General features: G+C 53.9%; 24 protein-coding genes. 9 read left to right on the forward strand and 15 right to left on the reverse strand.

Annotation, left to right across the window (positions count from 1 at the left end; genetic code table 11):
- Positions 1-61: 61 nt before the first annotated feature.
- The 5 genes from AC4ED1_RS03400 to AC4ED1_RS03420 all read right to left on the reverse strand — a co-directional run bounded on the left by AC4ED1_RS03400 (position 62) and on the right by AC4ED1_RS03420 (position 3471).
- The gene (locus AC4ED1_RS03400; RefSeq protein WP_490935995.1) at positions 62-202 is read right to left on the reverse strand and encodes a hypothetical protein; all 141 of its coding nucleotides are present in this window, start codon (positions 200-202) and stop codon (positions 62-64) included.
- Complete coding sequence (locus tag AC4ED1_RS03405) at positions 162-1139, reverse strand: tetratricopeptide repeat protein (RefSeq protein ID WP_490935996.1); 978 nt, start codon at positions 1137-1139, stop codon at positions 162-164. The genes AC4ED1_RS03400 and AC4ED1_RS03405 overlap by 41 nt, the downstream gene beginning before the upstream one ends.
- Positions 1140-1333: 194 nt before the next feature.
- The gene (locus AC4ED1_RS03410; protein WP_490935997.1) at positions 1334-1531 is read right to left on the reverse strand and encodes a hypothetical protein; all 198 of its coding nucleotides are present in this window, start codon (positions 1529-1531) and stop codon (positions 1334-1336) included.
- 12 nt (positions 1532-1543) lie between these two features.
- Positions 1544-2167 carry a YktB family protein gene (locus AC4ED1_RS03415; protein ID WP_490935998.1) on the reverse strand — a complete coding sequence of 208 codons (624 nt, stop codon included), beginning with the start codon at positions 2165-2167 and terminating at the stop codon, positions 1544-1546.
- Between the two features lie 38 nt (positions 2168-2205).
- The gene (locus tag AC4ED1_RS03420; RefSeq protein ID WP_490935999.1) at positions 2206-3471 is read right to left on the reverse strand and encodes a glycosyltransferase family protein; all 1266 of its coding nucleotides are present in this window, start codon (positions 3469-3471) and stop codon (positions 2206-2208) included.
- Positions 3472-3560: 89 nt separating this feature from the next.
- On the opposite strand from AC4ED1_RS03420, the gene AC4ED1_RS03425 reads away from it, so the two are divergent.
- On the forward strand, positions 3561-4466 hold the full coding sequence (locus AC4ED1_RS03425; protein WP_490936000.1) for a complex I NDUFA9 subunit family protein: 906 nt from the start codon (positions 3561-3563) through the stop codon (positions 4464-4466).
- Between the two features lie 251 nt (positions 4467-4717).
- On the forward strand, positions 4718-6442 hold the full coding sequence (locus AC4ED1_RS03430) for a putative bifunctional diguanylate cyclase/phosphodiesterase (RefSeq protein WP_490936092.1): 1725 nt from the start codon (positions 4718-4720) through the stop codon (positions 6440-6442).
- A gap of 34 nt (positions 6443-6476) precedes the next feature.
- Here the strand turns inward: AC4ED1_RS03430 and bioB are convergent, their stop codons facing one another.
- The 3 genes from bioB to bioA form a co-directional block, all read right to left on the reverse strand.
- Entirely contained in the window at positions 6477-7478 is a 1002-nt protein-coding gene (bioB, locus tag AC4ED1_RS03435; protein ID WP_490936001.1) for a biotin synthase BioB, read from the reverse strand.
- A gap of 62 nt (positions 7479-7540) precedes the next feature.
- Positions 7541-8290: a dethiobiotin synthase gene (gene bioD, locus AC4ED1_RS03440; RefSeq protein ID WP_490936002.1), complete on the reverse strand. Its 750-nt coding sequence runs from the start codon at positions 8288-8290 to the stop codon at positions 7541-7543.
- A 1-nt stretch (position 8291) separates the two neighbouring features.
- Complete coding sequence (bioA, locus tag AC4ED1_RS03445) at positions 8292-9638, reverse strand: adenosylmethionine--8-amino-7-oxononanoate transaminase (protein WP_490936003.1); 1347 nt, start codon at positions 9636-9638, stop codon at positions 8292-8294.
- 207 nt (positions 9639-9845) lie between these two features.
- Between bioA and bioF the strand changes: the two genes are divergently transcribed.
- The 3 genes from bioF to bioC are packed head-to-tail and all read left to right on the forward strand — an operon-like array spanning position 9846 to position 12645.
- The gene (bioF, locus tag AC4ED1_RS03450) at positions 9846-11036 is read left to right on the forward strand and encodes an 8-amino-7-oxononanoate synthase (protein WP_490936004.1); all 1191 of its coding nucleotides are present in this window, start codon (positions 9846-9848) and stop codon (positions 11034-11036) included.
- On the forward strand, positions 11033-11773 hold the full coding sequence (locus tag AC4ED1_RS03455; RefSeq protein WP_490936005.1) for an alpha/beta fold hydrolase: 741 nt from the start codon (positions 11033-11035) through the stop codon (positions 11771-11773). The genes bioF and AC4ED1_RS03455 overlap by 4 nt, the downstream gene beginning before the upstream one ends.
- A complete protein-coding gene (bioC, locus tag AC4ED1_RS03460; protein ID WP_490936006.1) occupies positions 11770-12645 on the forward strand; it encodes a malonyl-ACP O-methyltransferase BioC in 876 nt (291 codons plus the stop codon). Before AC4ED1_RS03455 ends, bioC begins: the two co-directional genes overlap by 4 nt.
- Positions 12646-12681: 36 nt before the next feature.
- Here the strand turns inward: bioC and AC4ED1_RS03465 are convergent, their stop codons facing one another.
- Positions 12682-12909, reverse strand: coding sequence for an HAD hydrolase family protein (locus AC4ED1_RS03465; RefSeq protein WP_490936093.1), 228 nt, complete (start codon positions 12907-12909; stop codon positions 12682-12684).
- A 145-nt stretch (positions 12910-13054) separates the two neighbouring features.
- On the opposite strand from AC4ED1_RS03465, the gene AC4ED1_RS03470 reads away from it, so the two are divergent.
- On the forward strand, positions 13055-13609 hold the full coding sequence (locus AC4ED1_RS03470) for an RsfA family transcriptional regulator (RefSeq protein WP_490936007.1): 555 nt from the start codon (positions 13055-13057) through the stop codon (positions 13607-13609).
- Positions 13610-13704: 95 nt separating this feature from the next.
- On the opposite strand, the gene fabL is transcribed toward AC4ED1_RS03470, so the two are convergent.
- Entirely contained in the window at positions 13705-14466 is a 762-nt protein-coding gene (gene fabL, locus AC4ED1_RS03475; RefSeq protein ID WP_490936008.1) for an enoyl-[acyl-carrier-protein] reductase FabL, read from the reverse strand.
- A gap of 122 nt (positions 14467-14588) precedes the next feature.
- The gene (locus AC4ED1_RS03480) at positions 14589-15056 is read right to left on the reverse strand and encodes a DUF402 domain-containing protein (RefSeq protein WP_490936009.1); all 468 of its coding nucleotides are present in this window, start codon (positions 15054-15056) and stop codon (positions 14589-14591) included.
- Positions 15057-15185: 129 nt separating this feature from the next.
- On the opposite strand from AC4ED1_RS03480, the gene AC4ED1_RS03485 reads away from it, so the two are divergent.
- On the forward strand, positions 15186-16079 hold the full coding sequence (locus tag AC4ED1_RS03485; protein ID WP_490936010.1) for a metallophosphoesterase: 894 nt from the start codon (positions 15186-15188) through the stop codon (positions 16077-16079).
- Positions 16080-16105: 26 nt separating this feature from the next.
- Here AC4ED1_RS03485 and AC4ED1_RS03490 read toward each other — a convergent pair whose 3' ends face one another.
- Positions 16106-16963 (reverse strand): prohibitin family protein, encoded by an 858-nt coding sequence (locus tag AC4ED1_RS03490; RefSeq protein ID WP_490936011.1) that lies wholly within the window; start codon positions 16961-16963, stop codon positions 16106-16108.
- A 207-nt stretch (positions 16964-17170) separates the two neighbouring features.
- Between AC4ED1_RS03490 and fabI the strand changes: the two genes are divergently transcribed.
- Positions 17171-17941 (forward strand): enoyl-ACP reductase FabI, encoded by a 771-nt coding sequence (fabI, locus tag AC4ED1_RS03495; RefSeq protein ID WP_490936012.1) that lies wholly within the window; start codon positions 17171-17173, stop codon positions 17939-17941.
- Positions 17942-18069: 128 nt separating this feature from the next.
- On the opposite strand, the gene AC4ED1_RS03500 is transcribed toward fabI, so the two are convergent.
- The gene (locus AC4ED1_RS03500) at positions 18070-18429 is read right to left on the reverse strand and encodes a hypothetical protein (protein ID WP_490936013.1); all 360 of its coding nucleotides are present in this window, start codon (positions 18427-18429) and stop codon (positions 18070-18072) included.
- A gap of 268 nt (positions 18430-18697) precedes the next feature.
- Positions 18698-18877, reverse strand: a complete 180-nt coding sequence (locus AC4ED1_RS03505; RefSeq protein ID WP_490936014.1) for a DUF5325 family protein — start codon at positions 18875-18877, stop codon at positions 18698-18700.
- An 83-nt stretch (positions 18878-18960) separates the two neighbouring features.
- Between AC4ED1_RS03505 and AC4ED1_RS03510 the strand changes: the two genes are divergently transcribed.
- Positions 18961-19977 (forward strand): glycosyltransferase, encoded by a 1017-nt coding sequence (locus tag AC4ED1_RS03510; RefSeq protein WP_490936015.1) that lies wholly within the window; start codon positions 18961-18963, stop codon positions 19975-19977.
- On the opposite strand, the gene AC4ED1_RS03515 is transcribed toward AC4ED1_RS03510, so the two are convergent.
- Positions 19955-20671 (reverse strand): FadR/GntR family transcriptional regulator, encoded by a 717-nt coding sequence (locus AC4ED1_RS03515; protein WP_490936016.1) that lies wholly within the window; start codon positions 20669-20671, stop codon positions 19955-19957. The genes AC4ED1_RS03510 and AC4ED1_RS03515 overlap by 23 nt on opposite strands.
- Between the last annotated feature and the right edge of the window lie 118 nt (positions 20672-20789).

Genomic DNA, 20789 nt, shown 5'->3' on the forward strand with positions numbered 1-20789 from the left:
TATTATACAGAAAAAAACCCGATTCAATATCGGGGTTTCCGGCGATGTCGCAAATCATTTTTTAATCCCGGCTCGGGTCAACTTCGTCATAGCTCAATCTGGTGACTCTGGTGGCATCTCCCCGTGCAACTTCGCGGGGAGTCGCCTTTTTTTCAAGATCGTCAGACCCGGGAGCGATCGTCGGTTCCTGTCTCTTGTCCATCTGATAGCCCTCCTTTTCCTATATTCTGTCCGGAAACGAATGCGCTTATCGCCACCTGTTTACCATTTTCAAGATGTTCCAATATTTTGCGGATCCGCTGCTTGCAACCCTCCGCTTCCACCGATTTGCCGACAATCAAAAACAGATGAGCCAGCATATGCAACATTTCCAGTTCCAACCGCACCAGCCGCTGCTCGTGGCAGACCGGCAGTACCTGTTTAAGCCGAAAAATCGCTCCGTGCCAATCCTGCAGCCCCGTCAGCACCAACGACAAAACCAGCGTCGTTTTCACCTGTTTCGCGGGAAAGCCTTGTTTTTTATATATCTCTTGCGCCATCAGCAGCGCTGCCACGGTTTCCTCGACTCGCCCCTGTTTCCGCAAAATTCGTGCGTACACCTGCCAGATTTGAGCCGCATCAAGCGGATTTTCCGCGAGCAGCGTCTCATTCATGGCCAAAACGCACCAGTCAGCCGCTTGCTCATACTGCTCCAGTTCCAAACAACAGATCGCCAGCAACAGATCGGCAAAACCCGCTTGCTGTTCCATCCCCCGCCTGATGTATTCATGGCGGGCAATTTGCGCCATATGCATCGCTTGCAACAGGTTTCCCGCCCGATAATACGCCATGCACAACAGCATAAACAGCAAACTGCGCCCTTCGTCGGCGCTATGGTCGGCATGAAACAACCTGTTTTCCAGCTTTTTTAAATCGGGGATATAGGGATAAAGATGCGATAATGGTTGCTGCACACCGGTTGACCTCTCCTCGGCCAATTCCAATACCTGCTGTTTCATCGATTCAAACAACACCAGAAGCTCCAAGTTGGAATCGCTTTCCCGGTTCAGGCATTCCAACACCTGCACAAGCAGGGAATCGAAAGACTTTTCGGTCTCCTGCGTAGCTGAAAAAGAATTCACCTGCATCTGCACGCTCATTCGCACACCCTCCCCTCCCCCGTACTCTCTTTCACGGACTTTCAAGAGCTTTTACGCTATCTTTACAATAACGTTACTACAGGCAAGCATTAAAGTCCTTTTATAAAATTAAAAATGCGCCAGAAGTCCCAAAGTTCCGACGCATTTCTTACTCAATCCGACATGGGGAAAAAGCGCGGCGAAGGACTATTCTCCTACGCCGTCCCTTCAACAGCCCCGCACAATCCCAATTCGTCGGCGCCTTTATACACATCTTCCCGCGAAACCCCTTTTGCAAACGCCTTGTCTTTCAGCTTCTTCCTGACCGCCTTGACGTCCACCTCAAAAATGCTTTTGCCCGGCCGGACCAATGCGACCGCCGTGACAAAACCGGACGGTCTTTTCTTCAACACGCGTACTTTCCTTCACCCGGACGAAAACAGTCTATAGAGGGGAGCCAACTCGAACAGGGTCCGGCGCGCTTTGTCGAGAAACTCTTGTCCCGCCAGCTTGACCGCTTCCGCCCGCGGGATCTCGATCCCGGCCAGCAGCTCCCCGTTCTTGTTCCGGATCAGTTTCTGTGTGAACGCGTCAATCTTGTCGTCCATCTCCGTATGCGGCACCGGCTTCGGTTTGACATGGTCGTCGTACCACAGGATGTGGTCGGGAATTTCCGCCCGGATCCGCGGCCAGTTGCGGGCCAATTTTTCCCCGAATTCTTGCTTGTTGACGCATTCGTAAATAACGGCGAACTGGACAAAGGCGTGGGTCGCCCACAATCCGACCTGAAAATGCGGCATCATCTTATACCCGCGGGGATTGGCGGCAAAGCTCACCCACGAATCGTTCGGCGGGTTGGTTTTGCGGCGCGCGTGTTTGGCGACGTGCACGAAAAATTCTTCGCCGTAATGAGCTGACAGGTCGGGAGCCAAGATGGCCCCGATCGCTTCAAACTTCGGACGCACACGCGCTTTTAGCGCTCCCATCCGCGGTTCCAGCCCTTCCACTTCAAAAACGGCAAAATCTGCTTCGTTCCATCCGGCAAACATCTCCCGTCATCTCCTATACGTCGATTTTTAATAGCCGATTATAACTGTCGGAACAAGCGGGCCAGTTCTTCCGCCACTGACTTCGCGGCAAACCGGTCCGTGTCGTTCGTTTCCGCCCGCTGCCGGTAGCGGTCCAATTCCCGCACCATGCCGATCAATCCGTCCGCGATCCGGTCCGGTTCCCGGGGATCGACAACCGGGAACCCGAAGTTTCGAATCAACTCTCCCGTCGTTCCCTTTTCCGCCGTTATCCCCATGATCGGCTTCTTTGCCCCGAAATAATCAATCAGCTTCGACGGCAGAAACAAATTGACATCGCCAGGCGCATCGATCAGCAGCAAAATGTCGCTTTTCTTCATTTCGGCCAAGCTTTCGAGATACGGAACTTGACCGGTCTTTTCAATTGTCGCGGCGATCTTCGCGCGGTAATTCTCAAGCAGCGGATGGAATTTCGACTCGATGTTCCCGACGATCCGCAGATGCAGGCGCCTTGTCACACCGGGCGCTTTCGCCTCCACAATCGCCAGCGCCCGCAGGAGGGGTTCGGGAGAACGCAACCCGTAAAAATCGCCAATATAAGAAACCGTAAGACGGGAAGCGTCCTTGTCCGCAGAGACGCCGCTGTCCTCTCCCGCCGGCGGCCGCCCCGCCACGCGATCCGCCTGCTCCTTCGGGTAAAGTGTCTCAACGTAATAGTGGGGCAAGACCGCGGAGATCCCCCGGACATCGATGTCCGGGTAATGGGAAGCCACCAGATCGCGGATTTCCACCGTCGGAAAGACCAGCCGGTCAACGGCATGAATCACCTTTGCTTCGTTCTTTTCTTCGACCTGGTTCATCCAGGCGATTCCATGTTGATGATAGGGATTGTGCGCCCACGGGTCGCTGAATTGCGCCACCCACGGAACGCCGAGCTTCTGTTTGAATTCGTAGGCCGTCAGATGGCTGATGCCGGGCATCGAACGGGAATAGATCAATTTATACGGCCCCTTTGGCTTGTGCCGCAGGAGAACCTGCCGCATCCACTTGTCGTTTACGTCTTGAAACAGCGAGGAACTCTTCTGGTACAAGCGGCGCACGATTTTGTTCAGCGGCTTCGGATTGTTGTACCGATATATCGCGATATTGTCCGAGCCCATAAGTTCTGCCAAGGCTTCATCTTTGCGAAAATCCGGATCGTCCCCCACCGCCACCAGCTCGATTTGATAATGCTTCGCCAGCTCGGGCAGCAGCTTGCCGACCAGGATCGATTCGGCCGACAGAATCGGCGGCGCAAAATACGAGATCATCAGAATGCGTTCCATAAATCCTCCTCGGGGTTGTTCGTCGTGTCCATCCCATTTGGAAAAACGCTATAATAAAATTACCAAAACCGGACATTGAGGTGAGACTCATGCGCATATTTCTCACGGGCGGCACCGGATATGTCGGGCAAGCGGTGTTGCAGGCGTGTCTTGAGCGCGGACACGATGTCGTTTGCCTCGTACGGCCCGGTTCCGAGGCAAAATTGCCTCCCGCACGCACAGGCCGCGTCGCCGTCACTCACGGGGATGTGCTCGACCCGGCCAGCGTCGAAAAAGGCATGGCCGGCTGCGATGCTGCCATCCACCTCGTCGGAATCATCCGCGAATTCCCGCAGCAAAGAATCACATTCGAAAAAATGCACATACAAGCCACGCAAAACGTTACGGAGGCGGCCCGGAAACTCGGCGTCAAGCGGTACATCCACATGAGTGCGCTGGGAGCGCGGATCGGCTCGCAGTCCGGTTACTCGCATTCCAAGGGAGTGGCGGAACGAATCGTCCGCGACTCCAGTCTCGATTGGACGATTTTCCGCCCGTCCGTGATCTTCGGCCCGCAGGACGCGTTTGTGAATATGCTGGCCGACATGATCCGGAAAGCCCCGGTCGTTCCGGTGATCGGTTCGGGCGAATATCGTCTGCAGCCGGTCGCTCTTGCCAATGTCGCCGACGGATTTGCCGAATCGCTGTCGCTCCCCGGCACCATCGGGCGCATTTACGAAGTCGGCGGTCCGGTCTCTTACAGTTACAACGAAATGATCGACGAAATCGCAGCCGCAATGGGCAAGCAAAAACGGAAGCTCCACATCCCGCTTGCACTGATGACGCCGATTGTCACGGCAATGGAGCGATTTTCGTTTTTCCCGATCACCCGCGCCCAACTTACGATGTTGTTGGAAGGCAACACGTGCGATCCGGGCAATTTCTACCGTACGTTTCAACTGCAGCCCATTCCGTTTACGGAAGGAATCCGCCAATATGTACGGGAACGCGCGTAAGTTTCTTCGGCGCAACACTTTTTCTTTACTTCGGTATGGATTTGGTAAGTTCCTTCAATTCGCGAAAAATCGCCATGCAAAAAATCCGCACCGTTCGACAAAAAACCGTCACAAAAATAAAAAAATCGACATACCATGAGTTGAATTTTTTGTCTATACTTTAATTAAACTGGGATGATTTCATCTCTATAAAAGATCGAAAATTAAAATAATTTTATTGACACTGACGACTGGAGGCAGGTTCGACCGTGATGCTCTACAGCAAGAAAGGCACCCCCAACGGCAATAGCACCGTTTGTTCCGCGGAAGGATCGCGTTTGGCGGCCACAGTGTGCGAAACCGCACGGGAAGGGATTATGATCACCGACACTCGAGGTGTTATTGTCTATGTGAACCCGGCTTTTACCGAGGTGACCGGGTACAAGCCGGAAGAGGCGATCGGGCGGACTCCCCGGATCTTGCGTTCCGGAAAGCAGGACAAAATTTTCTACAAAACCATGTGGATCTCCCTGCTTACCCACGGCAGTTGGGAAGGTGAGATTTGGAACCGCCGCAAAAGCGGGGAGGTTTACCCCGAATGGTTAAAAATCAGTTCCGTGACGGACGAAACGGGAAAAATCACCCATTTCGTCGCTATCTTTTCTGACATTACGGATACAAAGAACTCGGAAGAGCGGCTTAAATATCTTGCCTATTACGATACACTGACAGGCCTGCCCAATCGCACTTTGTTTCAAGAGCGCCTGAAACAAGCCCTGTTGAAAGCCCGTCACCTGGACCAGGGAATGGCGGTTTTATTCCTGGATCTGGACCGATTCAAACTGATCAACGATACGCAGGGGCATACGGTCGGGGATCTGATTTTGAAGACTGTCGGCCAACGATTGTCGCAATGCGTCCGGGAGGAAGACACTGTCGCCCGGTTGGGCGGCGACGAATTTGTCGTGATCCTCGCCAATATTACCGAGGTACAGGAAGCCGTGGCAATCGCCGAAAAAATTCTCAGTGTCATTGCGCAGCCGGTGCGCCTCGACAGAAACGAACTTTTCATCACGTCCAGCATCGGCATCAGTCTGTTTCCGTTTGACGCCACCGACATGGAAACCTTGCTCCGCAATGCGGACACCGCGATGTATCGGGCCAAAGTGCAGGGAAACCGCTATAAAATTTTTACGCCCGAAATGAATGACCTGATTTCCAGGGAGGCCCTCATCGAGAGCAGGTTGCGAAAAGCTCTCGAACGCAACGAATTCGAATTGTATTACCAACCCCAGATCAACGTGCAAACGGGACGGCTGATCGGCATGGAAGCCCTGATCCGCTGGCATCACCCGGAATTGGGAATGATCTCCCCGACGGAATTCATTCCCATCGCGGAAGAAACCGGGCTGATCGTCCCGATCGGGGAATGGGTGCTGCGAACCGCCTGCATGCAAAACAAAACTTGGCAAACGGCGGGATATCCCCCCGTACAGGTGTCGGTCAACCTGTCGATGCGCCAGTTCAAACAACCCCAACTGCCCGAAACAATTGCCGGCATTTTGACGGAAACCGGACTGGCCCCGCAATACCTGAAACTTGAAATCACGGAAAGCGTAGCCATGTTCAACGCCGCTGAAATTATTTCCCAACTCAACGCCCTGAAAAAATTGGGAATTCAGATCGCCATCGACGATTTCGGGACCGGCTATTCTTCGCTCAACTATCTGCGGAAGTTCGCCGTCGATACGTTGAAAATCGACCGCTCCTTTATCCGCGACCTGACCAACAGTTCCGACAGCGCCGCGATCGTCACAGCCATCATCGGCATGGCGCACGGCCTGAAAATCAATGTGATCGCGGAAGGCGTGGAAACGGAGGAACAGTTGAATTTTCTCAAACAACACAATTGTGACGGCACGCAAGGATTCCTGTTCGGAAAACCCCTGACTGTCTCCGAGATCGAGGACATGCTGAAAGGGCAACTTTATCCTTGATCGAAACCCCCGGCTGCTTCAGCCGGGGGTCTGCTTATAAGGCGCATTCTTCGATTTCAAAGCCCAGATCTTCAATCATTTGCCAGTCGGCCACCGGATCCTGCCCGGCTGTTGTCAGGTAATCCCCGACAAAAATCGAGTTGGCCGCATACAACCCCATCGCCTGCACATGGCGAAGGTTGATTTCCCGGCCACCGGAAATCCGGATTTCTTTCGAGGGATTGACGAAACGCATCATCGCCAGCAGTTTCAGGCATTTGCGCGGATTCAGTTCCCGCCGTCCCGCAAGCGGAGTCCCGTCGATGGGGGTAAGGAAATTGCAGGGAATCGAATCGGCGTCCAATTCCCGCAGGGCAAAGGCGATCTCGACCGCCTCCTCGTCCGTCTCTCCCATCCCGAAAATCGCGCCAGAGCAAGGGGACATCCCCGCCTTTTTCACCTGCTCGACGGTGTCGACCCGGTCCCGGTACGTATGGGTGGTGGTGATATTTTGATAGTTGGCCGCACTGGTGTTCAAATTGTGGTTGTAACGGTGCACACCGACTTCCGCCAGTTTTTTCGCGTGCTCCTCGTTCAGAAAACCCAGGCAGCAACAGATTTTCAGATCGGTTGTCGCCCGGATCTCCCGGACCGCTTCCACCACATGATCGATTTCCTTGTCGGTAGGCCGCCTTCCAGAAGCGACAATGCAGTAGGTGCCCGCTTTCCGCCGGATCGCTTCCTGCGCGCCTTCGAGAATTTTTTCTTTCGTCAGCCATGCGTACTTTTCAATCGGCGCTTCCGACACGACCGACTGCGAACAATAACCGCAGTCCTCCGAGCACAGACCGCTTTTTGCGTTGATGATCATGTTTAACTTGACTTTCTTGCCAAAATAATGTTTCCGGATCAGAAAAGCGGCCTGCAGAATCTCTAGCACCTCATCGTCATCCGCCTGTAGGATCGCCAACGCCTCTTCCCGTGTGACCGGGACTCCTTTCAGCACCCGCCTGGCCAGTTCTTTCCAATCGATTTTTTGCTCAACCGCCTGAACCATTCCCATTCTCCTCTCCAAATTCTCTCGACAAAGCCACGGCAAAAATGGCGTTTCGCCGGAAATCACAGCAAACGCGACAGGATCGTACCGATATCGACGTGTGCGGCCAGCGCCTTGCGGACTTCCGCCGGACCGAAACCTTCTCCCAACCAGGGCACGACTCCCAATACCGGAACATCCGCCCATTCTTCGATCAGACCCGGATTCGTCGCTTCCGCCACCCCGACCGCACCGCCACCAAATCCCGATATGACGACTCCGATCACGTCGATTCCCCGCTGCCGCGCAAACTCGACTGTCAAAACCGTATGGTTGACCGTCCCGAGCCCGGGACGGGCGACAACCAGCAGCGGCAGCCGAAGGCGTACGACCAGATCGGCCACCAACGCATTTTCCGCGAAGGGAACGGCCAGACCGCCCGCTCCTTCAACGATGACAAACCGGTGGCAGCCGGCGAGCTTCCGGTACCCTTGTTCGGCATCTTCCAGCGTGACCGTCACTCCGGCACGCCGCATTGCCACCAGCGGAGCCAACGGTTCTTCAAATGAATGGGGACAAATCAGGTCCGGCGGGTCATCCACACCCGCAAGCGCTTTTAATCTTTCGGCGTCTCCTTCCGGGTCTGCCGCAAAATGACCGCTTTGCAAAGGCTTGTAAACTCCCGCGTCCACTCCCCGTTCCCGCAGAACGCCGGCCAATCCTCCCGCCACAAGCGTCTTGCCGACACCGGTATCCGTCGCCGTCACAAACAGGCCGTTTGCGCTCCCGTTCACGGCAGCTTCATCCGCTTTTCCACCGTTCAGCGTCTTCATCCTACACCTCCGTCACATCCCGAACCGCCTGTTCCAGAATGTCAATCATCGCATCCAGTTCTTCAACCGTGGACGCCAGCGGCGGCATGAACACAATGACATTGCCGAGCGGACGCAGCAGCATACCCAATTCCCGGCACCGCCGGCAGACGCGGATTCCGATGCGGTCTTCCCACGGAAACTCCCCTTTCGTTTGTTTGTACGCCACAAGTTCCACGCCGACCATCAACCCTTTTTGCCGGATATCACCAACATGTCTCCGCTCGTACAGCGTTGATAACCGCCGGGAAACGCGTTCCGCTTTGCGGGCCACATCCTCGACCAGACCCGTTGTCCGGAACAACTCCAGATTGGCCAGCGCCGCCGCGCAGGCCAACTGATTTCCGGTATAGGAGTGCCCGTGGAAAAAAGTCTTCTTCGCTTCGTAATCCCCCAAAAAAGCGTTGTAAATCTCATCTGTCGCAAGCGTCGCCGCCAGCGGCAAGTAGCCGCCCGTGATTCCTTTCGCCACAGCCATCAGATCGGGGGTGATTCCGTCATGTTCGCAGGCGAACATTTTCCCCGTACGTCCGAATCCGGTGGCCACTTCGTCGGCGATCAGCAGAATCTCGTACCGGTCGCACAGTTCCCGGATCGCACGCATATACCCGTCCGGCATCACGATCATCCCACCGGCCCCCTGCACGACAGGTTCCACAATCATCGCGGCAATCCGATCCGCATGGGCTTTTAAAACCGCTTCCGTCTCTTCCAGACAGGCTTCCGCGCACCGTTCCCCGTGCGGGCTTCTGTACCGGTACGGATAAGGGACGCGATAAGCGGGAAACAAAAGCGCCGAATACGCTTTGTGATAAAGGTCGATCGCCCCGACGGAAACGGCGCCGATCGTGTCTCCGTGATACGCTTCCTTCATCGTGACAAATCCCGTTTTCTCGGGCCTTCCCTTCTGCTGCCAGTACTGAAAAGCCATCTTGATCGCGATTTCCACCGCTTCCGCTCCCGAGTCGGAATAGAACACTTTGTTCAGTCCCGGCGGCGCAATTTCCACCAGTTGCTCCGCCAGGAGGATCGCCGGCACATTGGCCATGCCAAGCAGGGTGGAATGCGCGATTTGCCCGAGCTGTTCCGCAATCGCCCGGTCCAATTCGGGAACGCGGTGGCCGTGCACGTTCAGCCAGATGGACGAGACGCCGTCCCAATATTCGTTCCCGTTCACATCCCGCAGCTTCCTGCCCTGCCCGCTTTCGATGATCACCGGGTCATCCGCCAGATAATCCTTCATCTGGGTAAACGGATGCCAGAGATAACGTTTGTTTTTCTCCGCCAAAGCTTCATACGACAACTGCATTGCCGCTTCCCACCGCCCACTCGAAAAAGTTAACTTAGTTTTAAAATCAGGTTAACAATCAAATCATACCACTGCCTGATTTTGTCAGGCAAGCAAATTTTTCTGAGCGGCGGCATAAGTGTTAACCAAAAAAAACAAACATGTTAACATTTCAGGCGAAAGCAGGTACAATTCGTAATTAGAAATCACAAAGATGGGAAGATTCGGATGAAACGTCAAACCCAATGGCAAAACCGGTACATTTCGGAATTGGATCAATTGCGGCAACTGTCGCAAATGCGGGAATTCGTCGAAGTCGAACAAGCCGAACAGCCGTGGTTGTACAAAAACGGCAAACGGTTGTTGAACCTTGCGTCCAATAACTATCTGGGACTGGCGGGGCACGAACGGCTCAAGCAAGCGGCCTGCACCGCTATTGCAAAATACGGATGCGGCGCGACGGCATCCCGCCTTATCGTCGGCAATCACCCCGTTTACCGTCAAGCCGAGGAGGCTCTCGTCAACTGGAAAAAGTGCGAAGCGGGGCTGATTTTCAACAGCGGATATGCGGCCAACGTGGGCATCATTTCCAGTTTGGCCGACCGGGACGGGATTATTTTCAGCGACAGGCTCAATCATGCCAGCATCGTGGACGGCATCCTGCTGAGCCGCGCCGATTACAAGCGTTATCGCCACAACGATTTGAATCACCTTGAATCGTTGTTGCAAAAGACCCCCCGGGAAAAGCAAAAACTGATCGTCACCGATTCGGTGTTCAGCATGGACGGGGATATTGCCGATTTGCGCGGTCTGGTTACGCTAAAAGAGCGGTACAACGCGCTCCTGATGGTGGACGAAGCGCACAGCAGCGGCATTTACGGCGAATGCGGGGAAGGTTATGTCCACCATCTGGGGTTGCAAGACCGGGTGGACGTCCAGATGGGAACATTCAGCAAAGCTTTGGGATGCTTTGGCGCTTACGTTGTGGGGAGCCGGTGGCTGATCGATTATCTGGTCAACAAAGCCCGCAGCCTGATCTATACCACAGCGTTGCCGCCGGCTGTATTAGCCTCCGTTAAGGAAGCGATCGCATTGGTTCAGGAAGGCAATCGGCTGCGGGAGGCTTTGCATGCAAACAGCCTCTTTTTCCGCCGGGAACTGACGCGTCTGGGATTTAATACCGGCGGCAGCGAAACGCAGATCGTCCCGATCATAGTCGGTCCCAACGAGAAAACGATCTTGTTCAGTCAGCGGCTGCAGGAGTCGGGAATCGCCGCCATCGCCGTAAGACCGCCGACAGTACCGGAAAATCAAGCCCGTATCCGTTTTACGGTGATGGCAACCCACCGGAGGCAAGATTTGGCGGACGCCATACACAAGATTGCAGAGGCAGGCCGGGAATCGGGGGTGATCCAATGAGCCGGGTTCCGCTGATTTTGTTGCCCGGTTGGGGAATGCCGTCCGCCGTCTGGGAGCGGTTGCTGCCGGATCTGGCGGAGGATTTTGCGCCTTTTTGCGTGGAGTGGCGAGGCGTAAGCGACAGGGAAGGGTTTCACCGCCATGTGATATCCCTGATTCAACGGCATTCGATGGAACGTTTTTCGTTGCTGGGGTGGTCGCTGGGAAGCATGGTGGCGCTGGAGACGGCCGCCCTGTTTCCCACCCGCGTCCAACACTTGATTTTATTTGGGGCGACAAGCCAATTCACACAAGACGACTGCGGAACAGAACCCAGCGGTTGGCCCAAGCGGGTCGTCGAACGGATGAAACGCCAGTTAATGAAGGACAGAACGCAAACCCTGGAAACATTCTACGATTCCATGTTCTGCGACGAAGAGAAGGCGGCAGGCTTTCACCGCGTTTTCGCCGATCAGATGCGCAATCCGGCGCAATCGTACACTCTGGACGAACTCGTTGCCGGTCTGGATTACCTGGTTGCAACAAACCTGAGGCAACATTTGCGGTTCATCCGGTCACCTATCCTTCTGATCCACGGCGAATCAGACCCGATCTGCCCCGCAAGGGCTTCCCGCATCATCGCAAAGGAGGCGGGCGGACCCGTTCGTCTCGAGATCTTGAACAAGACAGGGCATGTTCCGTTCTTTACGCAACCCGGACATTGTCTGTCAGTCATAAGGGAGACGGTGAAAAAATGAGCACCCCGAAAATCGACAAGCGATTACTGCAAAAGCGGTTCAGCCAAAATGCAAAAACCTACGACCGGTATGCGAACGTTCAAAAAAACATGGCGCAAACGCTGCTGGAGATGGCGATCCGTTCGTTCGAAAGCTCCTATGCAGCCCCTGTTTCCGGATTGCGCATTTTGGAAGTCGGCTGCGGAACCGGGTATTTGACAACGCAATTGCAGCAGCGTTTTCCCGGGGCCCGCATCACAGCGGTCGATCTTGCGCCCGGCATGATCGAAGTGGCGAAGCGGCGGGTTTCGGGCAATTCAGTCGCTTTCCGGGTCGGGGATATTGAAGAGATGGAACTGAAAGGCGCTTACGATCTGATCATTTCCAACGCGACGTTTCAATGGTTCAATCATTTGCCGCTGACCGTAAAACGGCTGGTTGGCGCATTGCATCCGGAAGGCGAGCTGCTGTTTTCAACATTCGGCCAGCAAACGTTCCGGGAACTTCATCACTCCTTTCAGACGGCCCGGCAACAACTGGGATTGATAGACGTTCAACAACCCGGACAATCGTTTTACAGTCTTTCGGAATTGAGAGGTTTGCTGAGTCGTTCGCTCGCTCCCGACAATTGTCAGATCGAATGTTTCGAATGCCTGGAGGCGGAAAAATTCAAGACGGTTCGGGATTTTTTCACATCCGTCAAAAAAATAGGGGCCAGCAACAGCAACAGCGGAAGCTATTGCCAGCGCCCCGGGCTGATGAAAGAAATGATGGCGGTTTATGAACGGCTTTACCGCGACGGATCGTTCATCCTGGCGACTTACCACACAATCTTTGTGCGGATCACAAAGCAAAATCCGCCATCGCTACCGGATCCGCTTACTCCCAAGTGATACCGGTGATCCCATAAACCGCCGGCAGCATGTCGGTCACTGCAAAAGCAGCCTTTCCAGGACCAAAGCGATTCCGTTGTTCTCGTTGGTATCGGTCACGTGGTCGGCGACAGTCTTCAAAAGCGGGTTGGCGTTGCCCATCGCCACCCCGAAACCGGCCCATTCGATCATTTCCAAGTCGTTTTCCTCGTCTCCGAACGCGATAATGACAATCAGGCGACGCTTCGTCGCTGCACCCCCTTCCGTTTTTCCGTTTGCAACAATGTAACGTGCGCCCGCCGTTCAGTCAAGAAAACGCTCCGATCCGCCAAAAAAGCGACAATGACAGCGATCTTTGGCAAAAATATGTATCAATCTTCCATTATGCGGACATAAAGATAGTATAAACAGCATTTTGGAGGGATACTTAGTGGAAACTGTTGAACGCTGGACAACGCGATCGGACGCTTGGACCCCGGAAGACGACAGCAAGCTTGCGGAAATCGTGTTGCGCCATATTCGGGAAGGGAGTACGCAACTGAACGCGTTTGTGGAAGCTGCCAACCTTCTCGGCCGTACACCCGCCGCCTGCGGATACAGATGGAACGGTGTCGTGCGCCGCAATTACACCGAGGACATCAAACAGGCAAAGCAAGAAAAAAAGAATCGTTCTTCGATGAAAGGGCATTTCTCCCGCCGCCGCCCCTGGGTCCCCGATTTGGAGGATACCTCGATCGAAGGGATCATCCGGGCGCTGAAACAGCATGAGCGGCTTTACTGTGAACTGCAGGACCGCAACCGTGAGTTGCAGGAGCGTGTGACCGCTCTTCAGCAGGAGTTGGAACAGTTGCAGTACGAGAACCGGCAGTTGCGGGATCGCAACACCGTTCCCGTCAACGGAGCCGATCAGTTGTCGGAAGACTCCAAAACCTTGTTGATGATTATGGAACGCGCCCGCAAATTGCTGGAAGCGGAGGAAAAATAGTACGGCCTGGAACCCCACCAAAGCATTCGGAACCCGTGACAAAGCGGCTCTTGACTTTGGTGGGACGTTTCCGGTTCCGCTTTGCCGGGATTTATTCAGTCGCCCAACAAAGAAACCCCGCCGTCGACGATGATGGTCTGTCCGCGAATCATCCACGCTTCCTCCGAACATAGAAAAGCGACAACGTTTGCAAGGTCCTGCGGTTCCACGACACGTCCCGCGGGAGTTCGCTCTTTTGCTTGGTTCAAAAGTTCTTCCCGATTCGGAAAATGGGTCAGGGCGTCCGTATCCACCGCTCCGCCCGAGACCGCGTTGACCACGATATTTTTGGGCGCGAGCTCAACCGCCAGATAGCGAGTCAACGCTTCCACCGCGGCTTTTGAGACTCCTACCGTCGTATAGTTATCCAGCACCCGCATGGAGCCGAGACTCGACAGGGACACAATCTTCCCGCCGCCCCGCTTCTCCATCAAGGGAACCGCTCTTTGCGCACAGAACAAAAGCGCTTTCGCGTTGATCTCCATTGTCCAGTCCCAGTGATTTTCTTTCAGTTCCATGAGCGGCAGCAGCACGCCGGAAGCTGCGTTTGACACCAGGATATCCAATCCGCCGAACTCGGACTCGATTTCCCGGAACATGTCGTCAATCTTTGCGACGTCTCCCACATTCGCCCTGACGATATGGCAGCGCACGCCTTTGGCGCGTATTTGTTCGGCAGTTTCTTCAGCCGGCTTGCGGTTTCTGAAAAAATTGACGATCACGTCGCATCCCCGGTCGGCAAGCGCCAGCGCGATCGCCTTGCCAATCCCCCGGCTGCCGCCTGTCACGAGAGCGATTTTTCCCCGTAAAGATGACATGAAATATGAATACCTCCTTAGTACCTGCTTCTAATATCTGCATACAATCATTATGATACATGTTCGAACCGAAATGCAAACCGGAAATGCAAAACAGTGTCCTGCCGCTTCTGAACAGCCGCCTACACAAACGGTTCCCGCCTTTCGCGAACGGCCTCGATCAGATTTTTCAGTCCCGCGTCGATTTTTTCCATGATCTCGGCGGGATAACGCATCTTTTGGGCGTTTTCCTCAAATTCGTCCCGGTCCAAAACCTCATAACCGCCATCCGCATACACATAAACGTCAAGGTCGTAATCGACAAACAGAACTTCCCCGGTTTCCCGGTCGAACAGCGGCGGCGAGGCGACGTTGCAATACCATTCCGTACCGCCTGTTTTTTTCAGCACAAACGCGTTGTACCACTCTTCCGGATGAAAATACGCCTCCACGTCATACCCGCTGGACCATGCTGAGCCGTCGGGATTGCGAACCGGGGTGCCTGCGGGAATGTAAAGCCGCAGCGGCTGTTCGTTGACCAGCCAAGCGGCATCCCAGCTTCGATGTCTCGCGCCGTTGTGTTTGATTGACAAAATGGTGAGTTTGCGCACAGAATCCCCTTCCAATCCATTTTTCCCATATACTTCCCAGTGATTTTCCCCTTGTAATCTTGTATTATATGAAATGATTGACATAAAAAAACAGAACGTGATCATTCATAAATTAAGAGACTGAAAGGAGTGAGCATCTTGATTTGGTGGCTGATCTTTGCAACCGTCGCTGCAATCCTGGCTTATTCCTACTGGAACACATTCCGTCCTGTCCTGCGCGAAGTCGAGATGGCCATTCCTGACAAAGAAGGGTTTGGCGAATTGAAAATCGTTCAACTGTCCGATCTTCATATGGAGCGCCAGTCGATTTCTCCAGACCGCCTGTATCAGCTGGTCGCTTCCGCCGACCCGGATTTGATCGTCATGACAGGAGATTACCTGGACCGTTACCAGAACATCGAAAAATGCCTCGAGTACCTGCAAGCGATTCGGCGTGTAAACCCCAAGTACGGGATCTATATGGTCTTTGGCAATCACGATCATTATCTGGGCGAACGGATTGAAGATTTTCAACAGGCGATCGAATCGACCGGCTGCCGCGTGATGCGAAACGAGTCGGTGACGATCGACATTTCGGGCACACCGTTGACGATTATCGGAATCGACGATCATTGCCTAGGAAAAAGCGACATCGAGAAATCCTACCGCAACGTGCCGGACGAAGGTGTACACTTGGTTCTGGCGCACGATCCGAACACGATTCTCGCAATGCAAGACCACCATAAAGCGGATTATATCCTGTCCGGACATTTCCACGGCGGACAGTTCAACCTGATTCCCTTTTTGCACCGGGTGGCGGGATTCGGTGAACTGCCGAAACAGGATATCCTGAAAGGGATGCATGTCGTCAACGGCAAGACGATCTATATCTCGGAAGGCCTTGGCCAAAGCGGTCTCAACGTCCGTTTGCGTTCCCGGCCGGAGATTACCGTACATACGGTTCGCACCGGCACGTTGGACGCGTCCCCGGCGAAAGCCGCCGCGGCCGAAACGCTTACACCCGTTTTGGAATCCGCATTTTAAAGCCCTGTGTGAAACGGCGTGACTGCTCATGGTTCACGCCTATCCAACTTTGACAAGTCGATAAACGGAGTCGCTTCGCCGGTGACCTGCGGCAGTTTGCCGTCCCATTTTTCCAGCGCTTTCTCCTGCACTTCGATCTCTTTCAACCGGACCAGTTCGGGCGTTACCTCTTGCTTTTTCAGCCGCAGAGCTTCCGCTTCCGCCTTCGCTTGTTCGACTCTTTGCTTCGCTTCGATTTCAATCCGCTTGAGGTCGTTTTCCGCCTTTAACGCCTGCTGGGCAGCCGTTTGTTTCGCTTCGATCGAGTCGTTAAACGTCTTCGAAAACTCAAAGTTCACGATCGAGATGTCCTGCAACTGCAAATAATATCTCGCGAGCCGTTTGGAAAGCAGTTGCTGGACTTCGGAAGCCACGACATCGCGCTTGGAAATCAACTCTTCGGCGCTGTACTTGGCCGTCACTTCTTTCAGAATTTCCTGCACGGCCGGCGCGATCACTTTGCTTTCGTACGATTGGCCGACATTCATCAGCAAATCGTAAGCGGCAGGTTCGTTCACGCGGTAGTTGACCGCAATGTGGGTGCGGACAGGCTGCAGATCTTTTGAAGATGCCGCCGCATCCGCTTCCGATTTTGCGACTTGCACATTGACCGTTTCGATCTCCTGGATCAGCGGCCATTTAAAGTGTATCCCGGGCTGCAGAATCCGGTCGTTTAATTTGCCGAAGGTTTTTTTCAGTCCAACGTGTCCATACTCCACTTTCGCGAAAGATCCCAACCCGATGAGCAGCGCCGCAATCCCGGCGGCGGACCAGGCTGCGATTTTGCCCGCTTTTTTCAAAGAATGCGGCGTTCCGGGTTTCGGGGCCAGCCCAATATTCGACATGTTTTTTCGCTCCTCTCCGCTTTTCTATCATTATCTATCTACGATCATCTTGGGGTAAAGTTTCACCCCGTTTTAAAGCTTAAATTTGGAATGGGCTTTCGCCACAACAATTGTTATAATGTAGTTGCCTTTTACCAGGAAAATGTACCACATCTGCAGAAATTTAAGAAGGCGTGCATTTCAGAATCGGAAAGGAGCCGGAAACGTATGCAAGATCTGCTGAAAGGCAAGACGATACTGATCATGGGCGTTGCAAACGAAAGGAGCATCGCCTGGGGAATCGCGCAAACCTTACATAAAGCGGGCGCAAAGTTAGCCTTTACCTATCAGGGAGAACGGGTGGAACGGCGAATTAAGGAGCTTGTGAAAGAGATGCCGGACAGCCTGGTGCTGCCCTGCGACGTGACCAAAGACGAAGAGATCGACGCCGTGTTCTCGACGCTGGAGAAAGAAGCCGGAACCCTCCACGGCCTGGTTCATTCGCTGGCATTTGCGCAAAAGGAAGATCTGGAGGGCCAATTTGTCGACACATCCCGCGCCGGATATGCGCTCGCCCAGGACATTTCCGCCTATTCCCTGGTGGCTGTCACGCAGCGTGCCCGCAAGTTGATGACGGAAGGCGGTTCGATCCTGACCATGACCTATCTTGGCGGCGAACGGGTTGTCCAGGGCTATAACATGATGGGAGTGGCAAAAGCCGCGCTTGACATGTGCATGCGCTATCTGGCGGCCGACCTGGGCCCGGAGAACATCCGCGTCAACGCGATTTCCGCCGGTCCGATCATGACATTGGCCGCCCGCGGAGTGCGTGACTTCTCCACCATGTTGAAAATCGTCGCCGAAAAAGCGCCCCTCCGCCGCGGCGTAACCCAGGAGGAAGTAGGCAACACCGCGCTCTTCCTGATGTCCGATCTTTCCTCCGGCATCACGGGAGAAGTGATTCACGTCGATGCCGGATATAACATTCTCGGGCTGTGACCGTTTTTGCAAGACCGAATCGGGAACACTTTCAGGCGGCCGCAAGGTCGCCTGTCCTGCCGGTTCAAGTTTAACGCGGCGGCAACGAGGCATAAAACGGAAAAATTTGCAGACAGACGGGATAAAGATTATGCACCCACCTGCTTTCTAAGCTCAAAAATCGCCTGGTCGTGATCAAACATTTTCGCTTTCAGGTATTCCATGTCTTTCTGCAATTGTTTTTCGACCTTTTCAACCCTTTGGTCAACCGCCTGGATCTCCTGTTTCAGTTCCATCCTGACTTCCTGGATCTCCTGTTTCAGTTCCATCCTGACTTCCTGGATCTCCTGTTTCAGTTCCATCCTGACTTCCTGGATCTCCTGTTTCAGTTCCATCCTGACTTCCTGGATCTCCTGTTTTAATTCGTCGCGCACCGCATTGATTTCATTCATCAGCACTTCCCCCTGCTTCTCTATGGCATGCAGGATTAATTCGACATGCTTGTCCATTCACCATACTCTCCTTTTGGGTTTATCGTTCTTCCATTATAACAAGGTTTTGGTGTCGAAAAATATTAAATTCCACCCTTTTTCACCACCGTTTTTCAGGTTGACAAAAAATGCTTGTTCAAGGACAATTTCTAAAAAGGAATTTCTTTAAAACCAGGATTCCAAGGCGAACCGATAAGACTGCTTCCCGTGCGCTGTTTCACGATTTTATCCAATCGGAAACACCGTTTCGAGATCGGTTTTTTGGGACACGGGCGCAGCGAGCGGCTTATTTCAAAAACCGCTTTTTCATTGAAAATCCCGCACCCGTCAACAACACGGCGACGACCAGAAAGAGGAACCCATATCCCAACTTGTCTTCCGAAAACAGAATGCCGACCAGCGCGAAACAACTCATCACCAAAAGCGTCAGGATCAAATAAAATGTCTTAGCTTTTCTCGACATCATGGCCAAATACCTCCGTTCTGTTCTTAGGCCATCATAGCATCGGGACAGCCAACCCTCAACCTGTCAGAAAGAAGGACACAACGATGAACATACTGCTCGTATTGCCCCCGAACCAACCCCGTTCGGGCGGAAACGTCACATATTCGAACCGGATAAAAAAGGGACTTGCCCCGCATGGCGTTCATATCGACATTCAATGCCTCGAACATGTGCAGCCGCCCCATTACCAAAAGGCGGATATCGTGCATGTGTTCAACGCGTTCCGAACCGGACGGTTTGTGCTGCCGGTCGTAAAGAAGCTGCAAAAGCCGATGATTCTGACCATAACCGGCACGGACATCAACGAATACATGACAAAAAAGGAAACGCGGGAAGAAACCTATGCCGTCGTGGAATACGCATCCCGGATCATTCAGTTGACCGAATCTTCCCGCCGGGAATTGATCAGGCTCGTTCCGTCCGCCGCGGAAAAATCGCTGGTGGTGAATCTCGGCGTCGACCTCCCGGCATTTAACGGAAAAAGCCGGACCGACTTCGGTCTGGCGGAAACCGATTTTCTCTTTTTGCTTCCGGCCGGCATACGCCCGGTCAAAAATCCGCTGGCCGCCTACGAACCTTTGGGCGAAGTGCACAAACGCCATCCGGCGGCCCGTTTTGTCGTGGCAGGTCCCGCCATGGACGAAACCCTTTTTGCCGAATTTCAGGAAAAAATGCAGGCCGCCGACTGGGCAACCTATCTGGGGGAAATCGACCATGCGGATATGCCGGCTCTGATGCTCGCCTCCGACGTTATCCTCAACACGTCCAGATCGGAGGGACTCTCACACGCCCTATTGGAAGCGATGTCGCTGGGAAAACCGGTGCTGGCGTCAAGAGTTCCGGGCAATATCGATCTGGTGCAGGATGGTGAAAACGGTTTTCTTTACACGGACGAAGGCGAATTCATCGAAAAAGCGATCCGGTACATCGAGTATCCCGAACTGCGGGACCGGCTCGGAAGAGCCGGCCGGCGGTGGGTGCAGGAACATTATTCCGTACAAAGAGAGATCGAGATGTTTAAAAAAATCTACAAAGAGGTTATGTGTCCGGAATACTCCTGACAGATCCGATCGGCTTGCGGATAACCTCTCCGACTTTTTGCAGATATTTTTCCGCCACGCGGGACGCCCGTTCCGGGTGGCCCTCGCGGATCGCTTCCGCCCACTCCCGATAGTACCCGGCAACTTCAATATAAGAAAGCATCGGAAGTGTCGCGTGAAGCACGTCGCTTAGCGCTTCCGTCAGCGTGTTCATCAGATTTTGAATGACCGGATTCCCCGTCGCCGCCGCAATTGCCTGGTGGAAACGGATATCGGCGCTGACAATGTCGGCGTCCGTACAGGCCCACTCAAACTCGGTCAATGCGGCTGCAATCTCCTCGTACGCTTCCCCCGTCCGGTTCATTGCGGCCCAACGGCTGGCGCCGACTTCCAGAATCGTGCGAACTTCGTGCAGACTGATCAGATCGTTGCGGCCGATCAGCAAAGCCGCCTGCAGCGGCGCATACAAATGCCGGTTCAGGTCCGCCTGCGAGACAAACGTTCCGTCCCCGTGCCGGAGTTCGATCAAGCCCCGCGCTTGCAGAGACGATAACGCTTCGCGAACGGTCGGCCGGCTGACACCGAATTGTTTCGCCAATTCTTTCATCGACGGCAGCTTGTCCCCCGGCTGCAGATACCCTTCCTCGATCAGCCTTTCGATTTCGTCTGCAATTTTTCGATAAATTTTTCCGTTGGTCGATCGTTCTCTCTTCATGCTTCTATTTTACCGACCAGACGAAAAAAAGCCACGCCGCTTTTCCACAGCGTGACCCGATTGCAATCAATCCCGCCTCAGATTCAGCCCGAACAAACGCAGGACGAACAGGAACCGG

The organism is Effusibacillus sp. SKA8 (assembly GCF_058273125.1).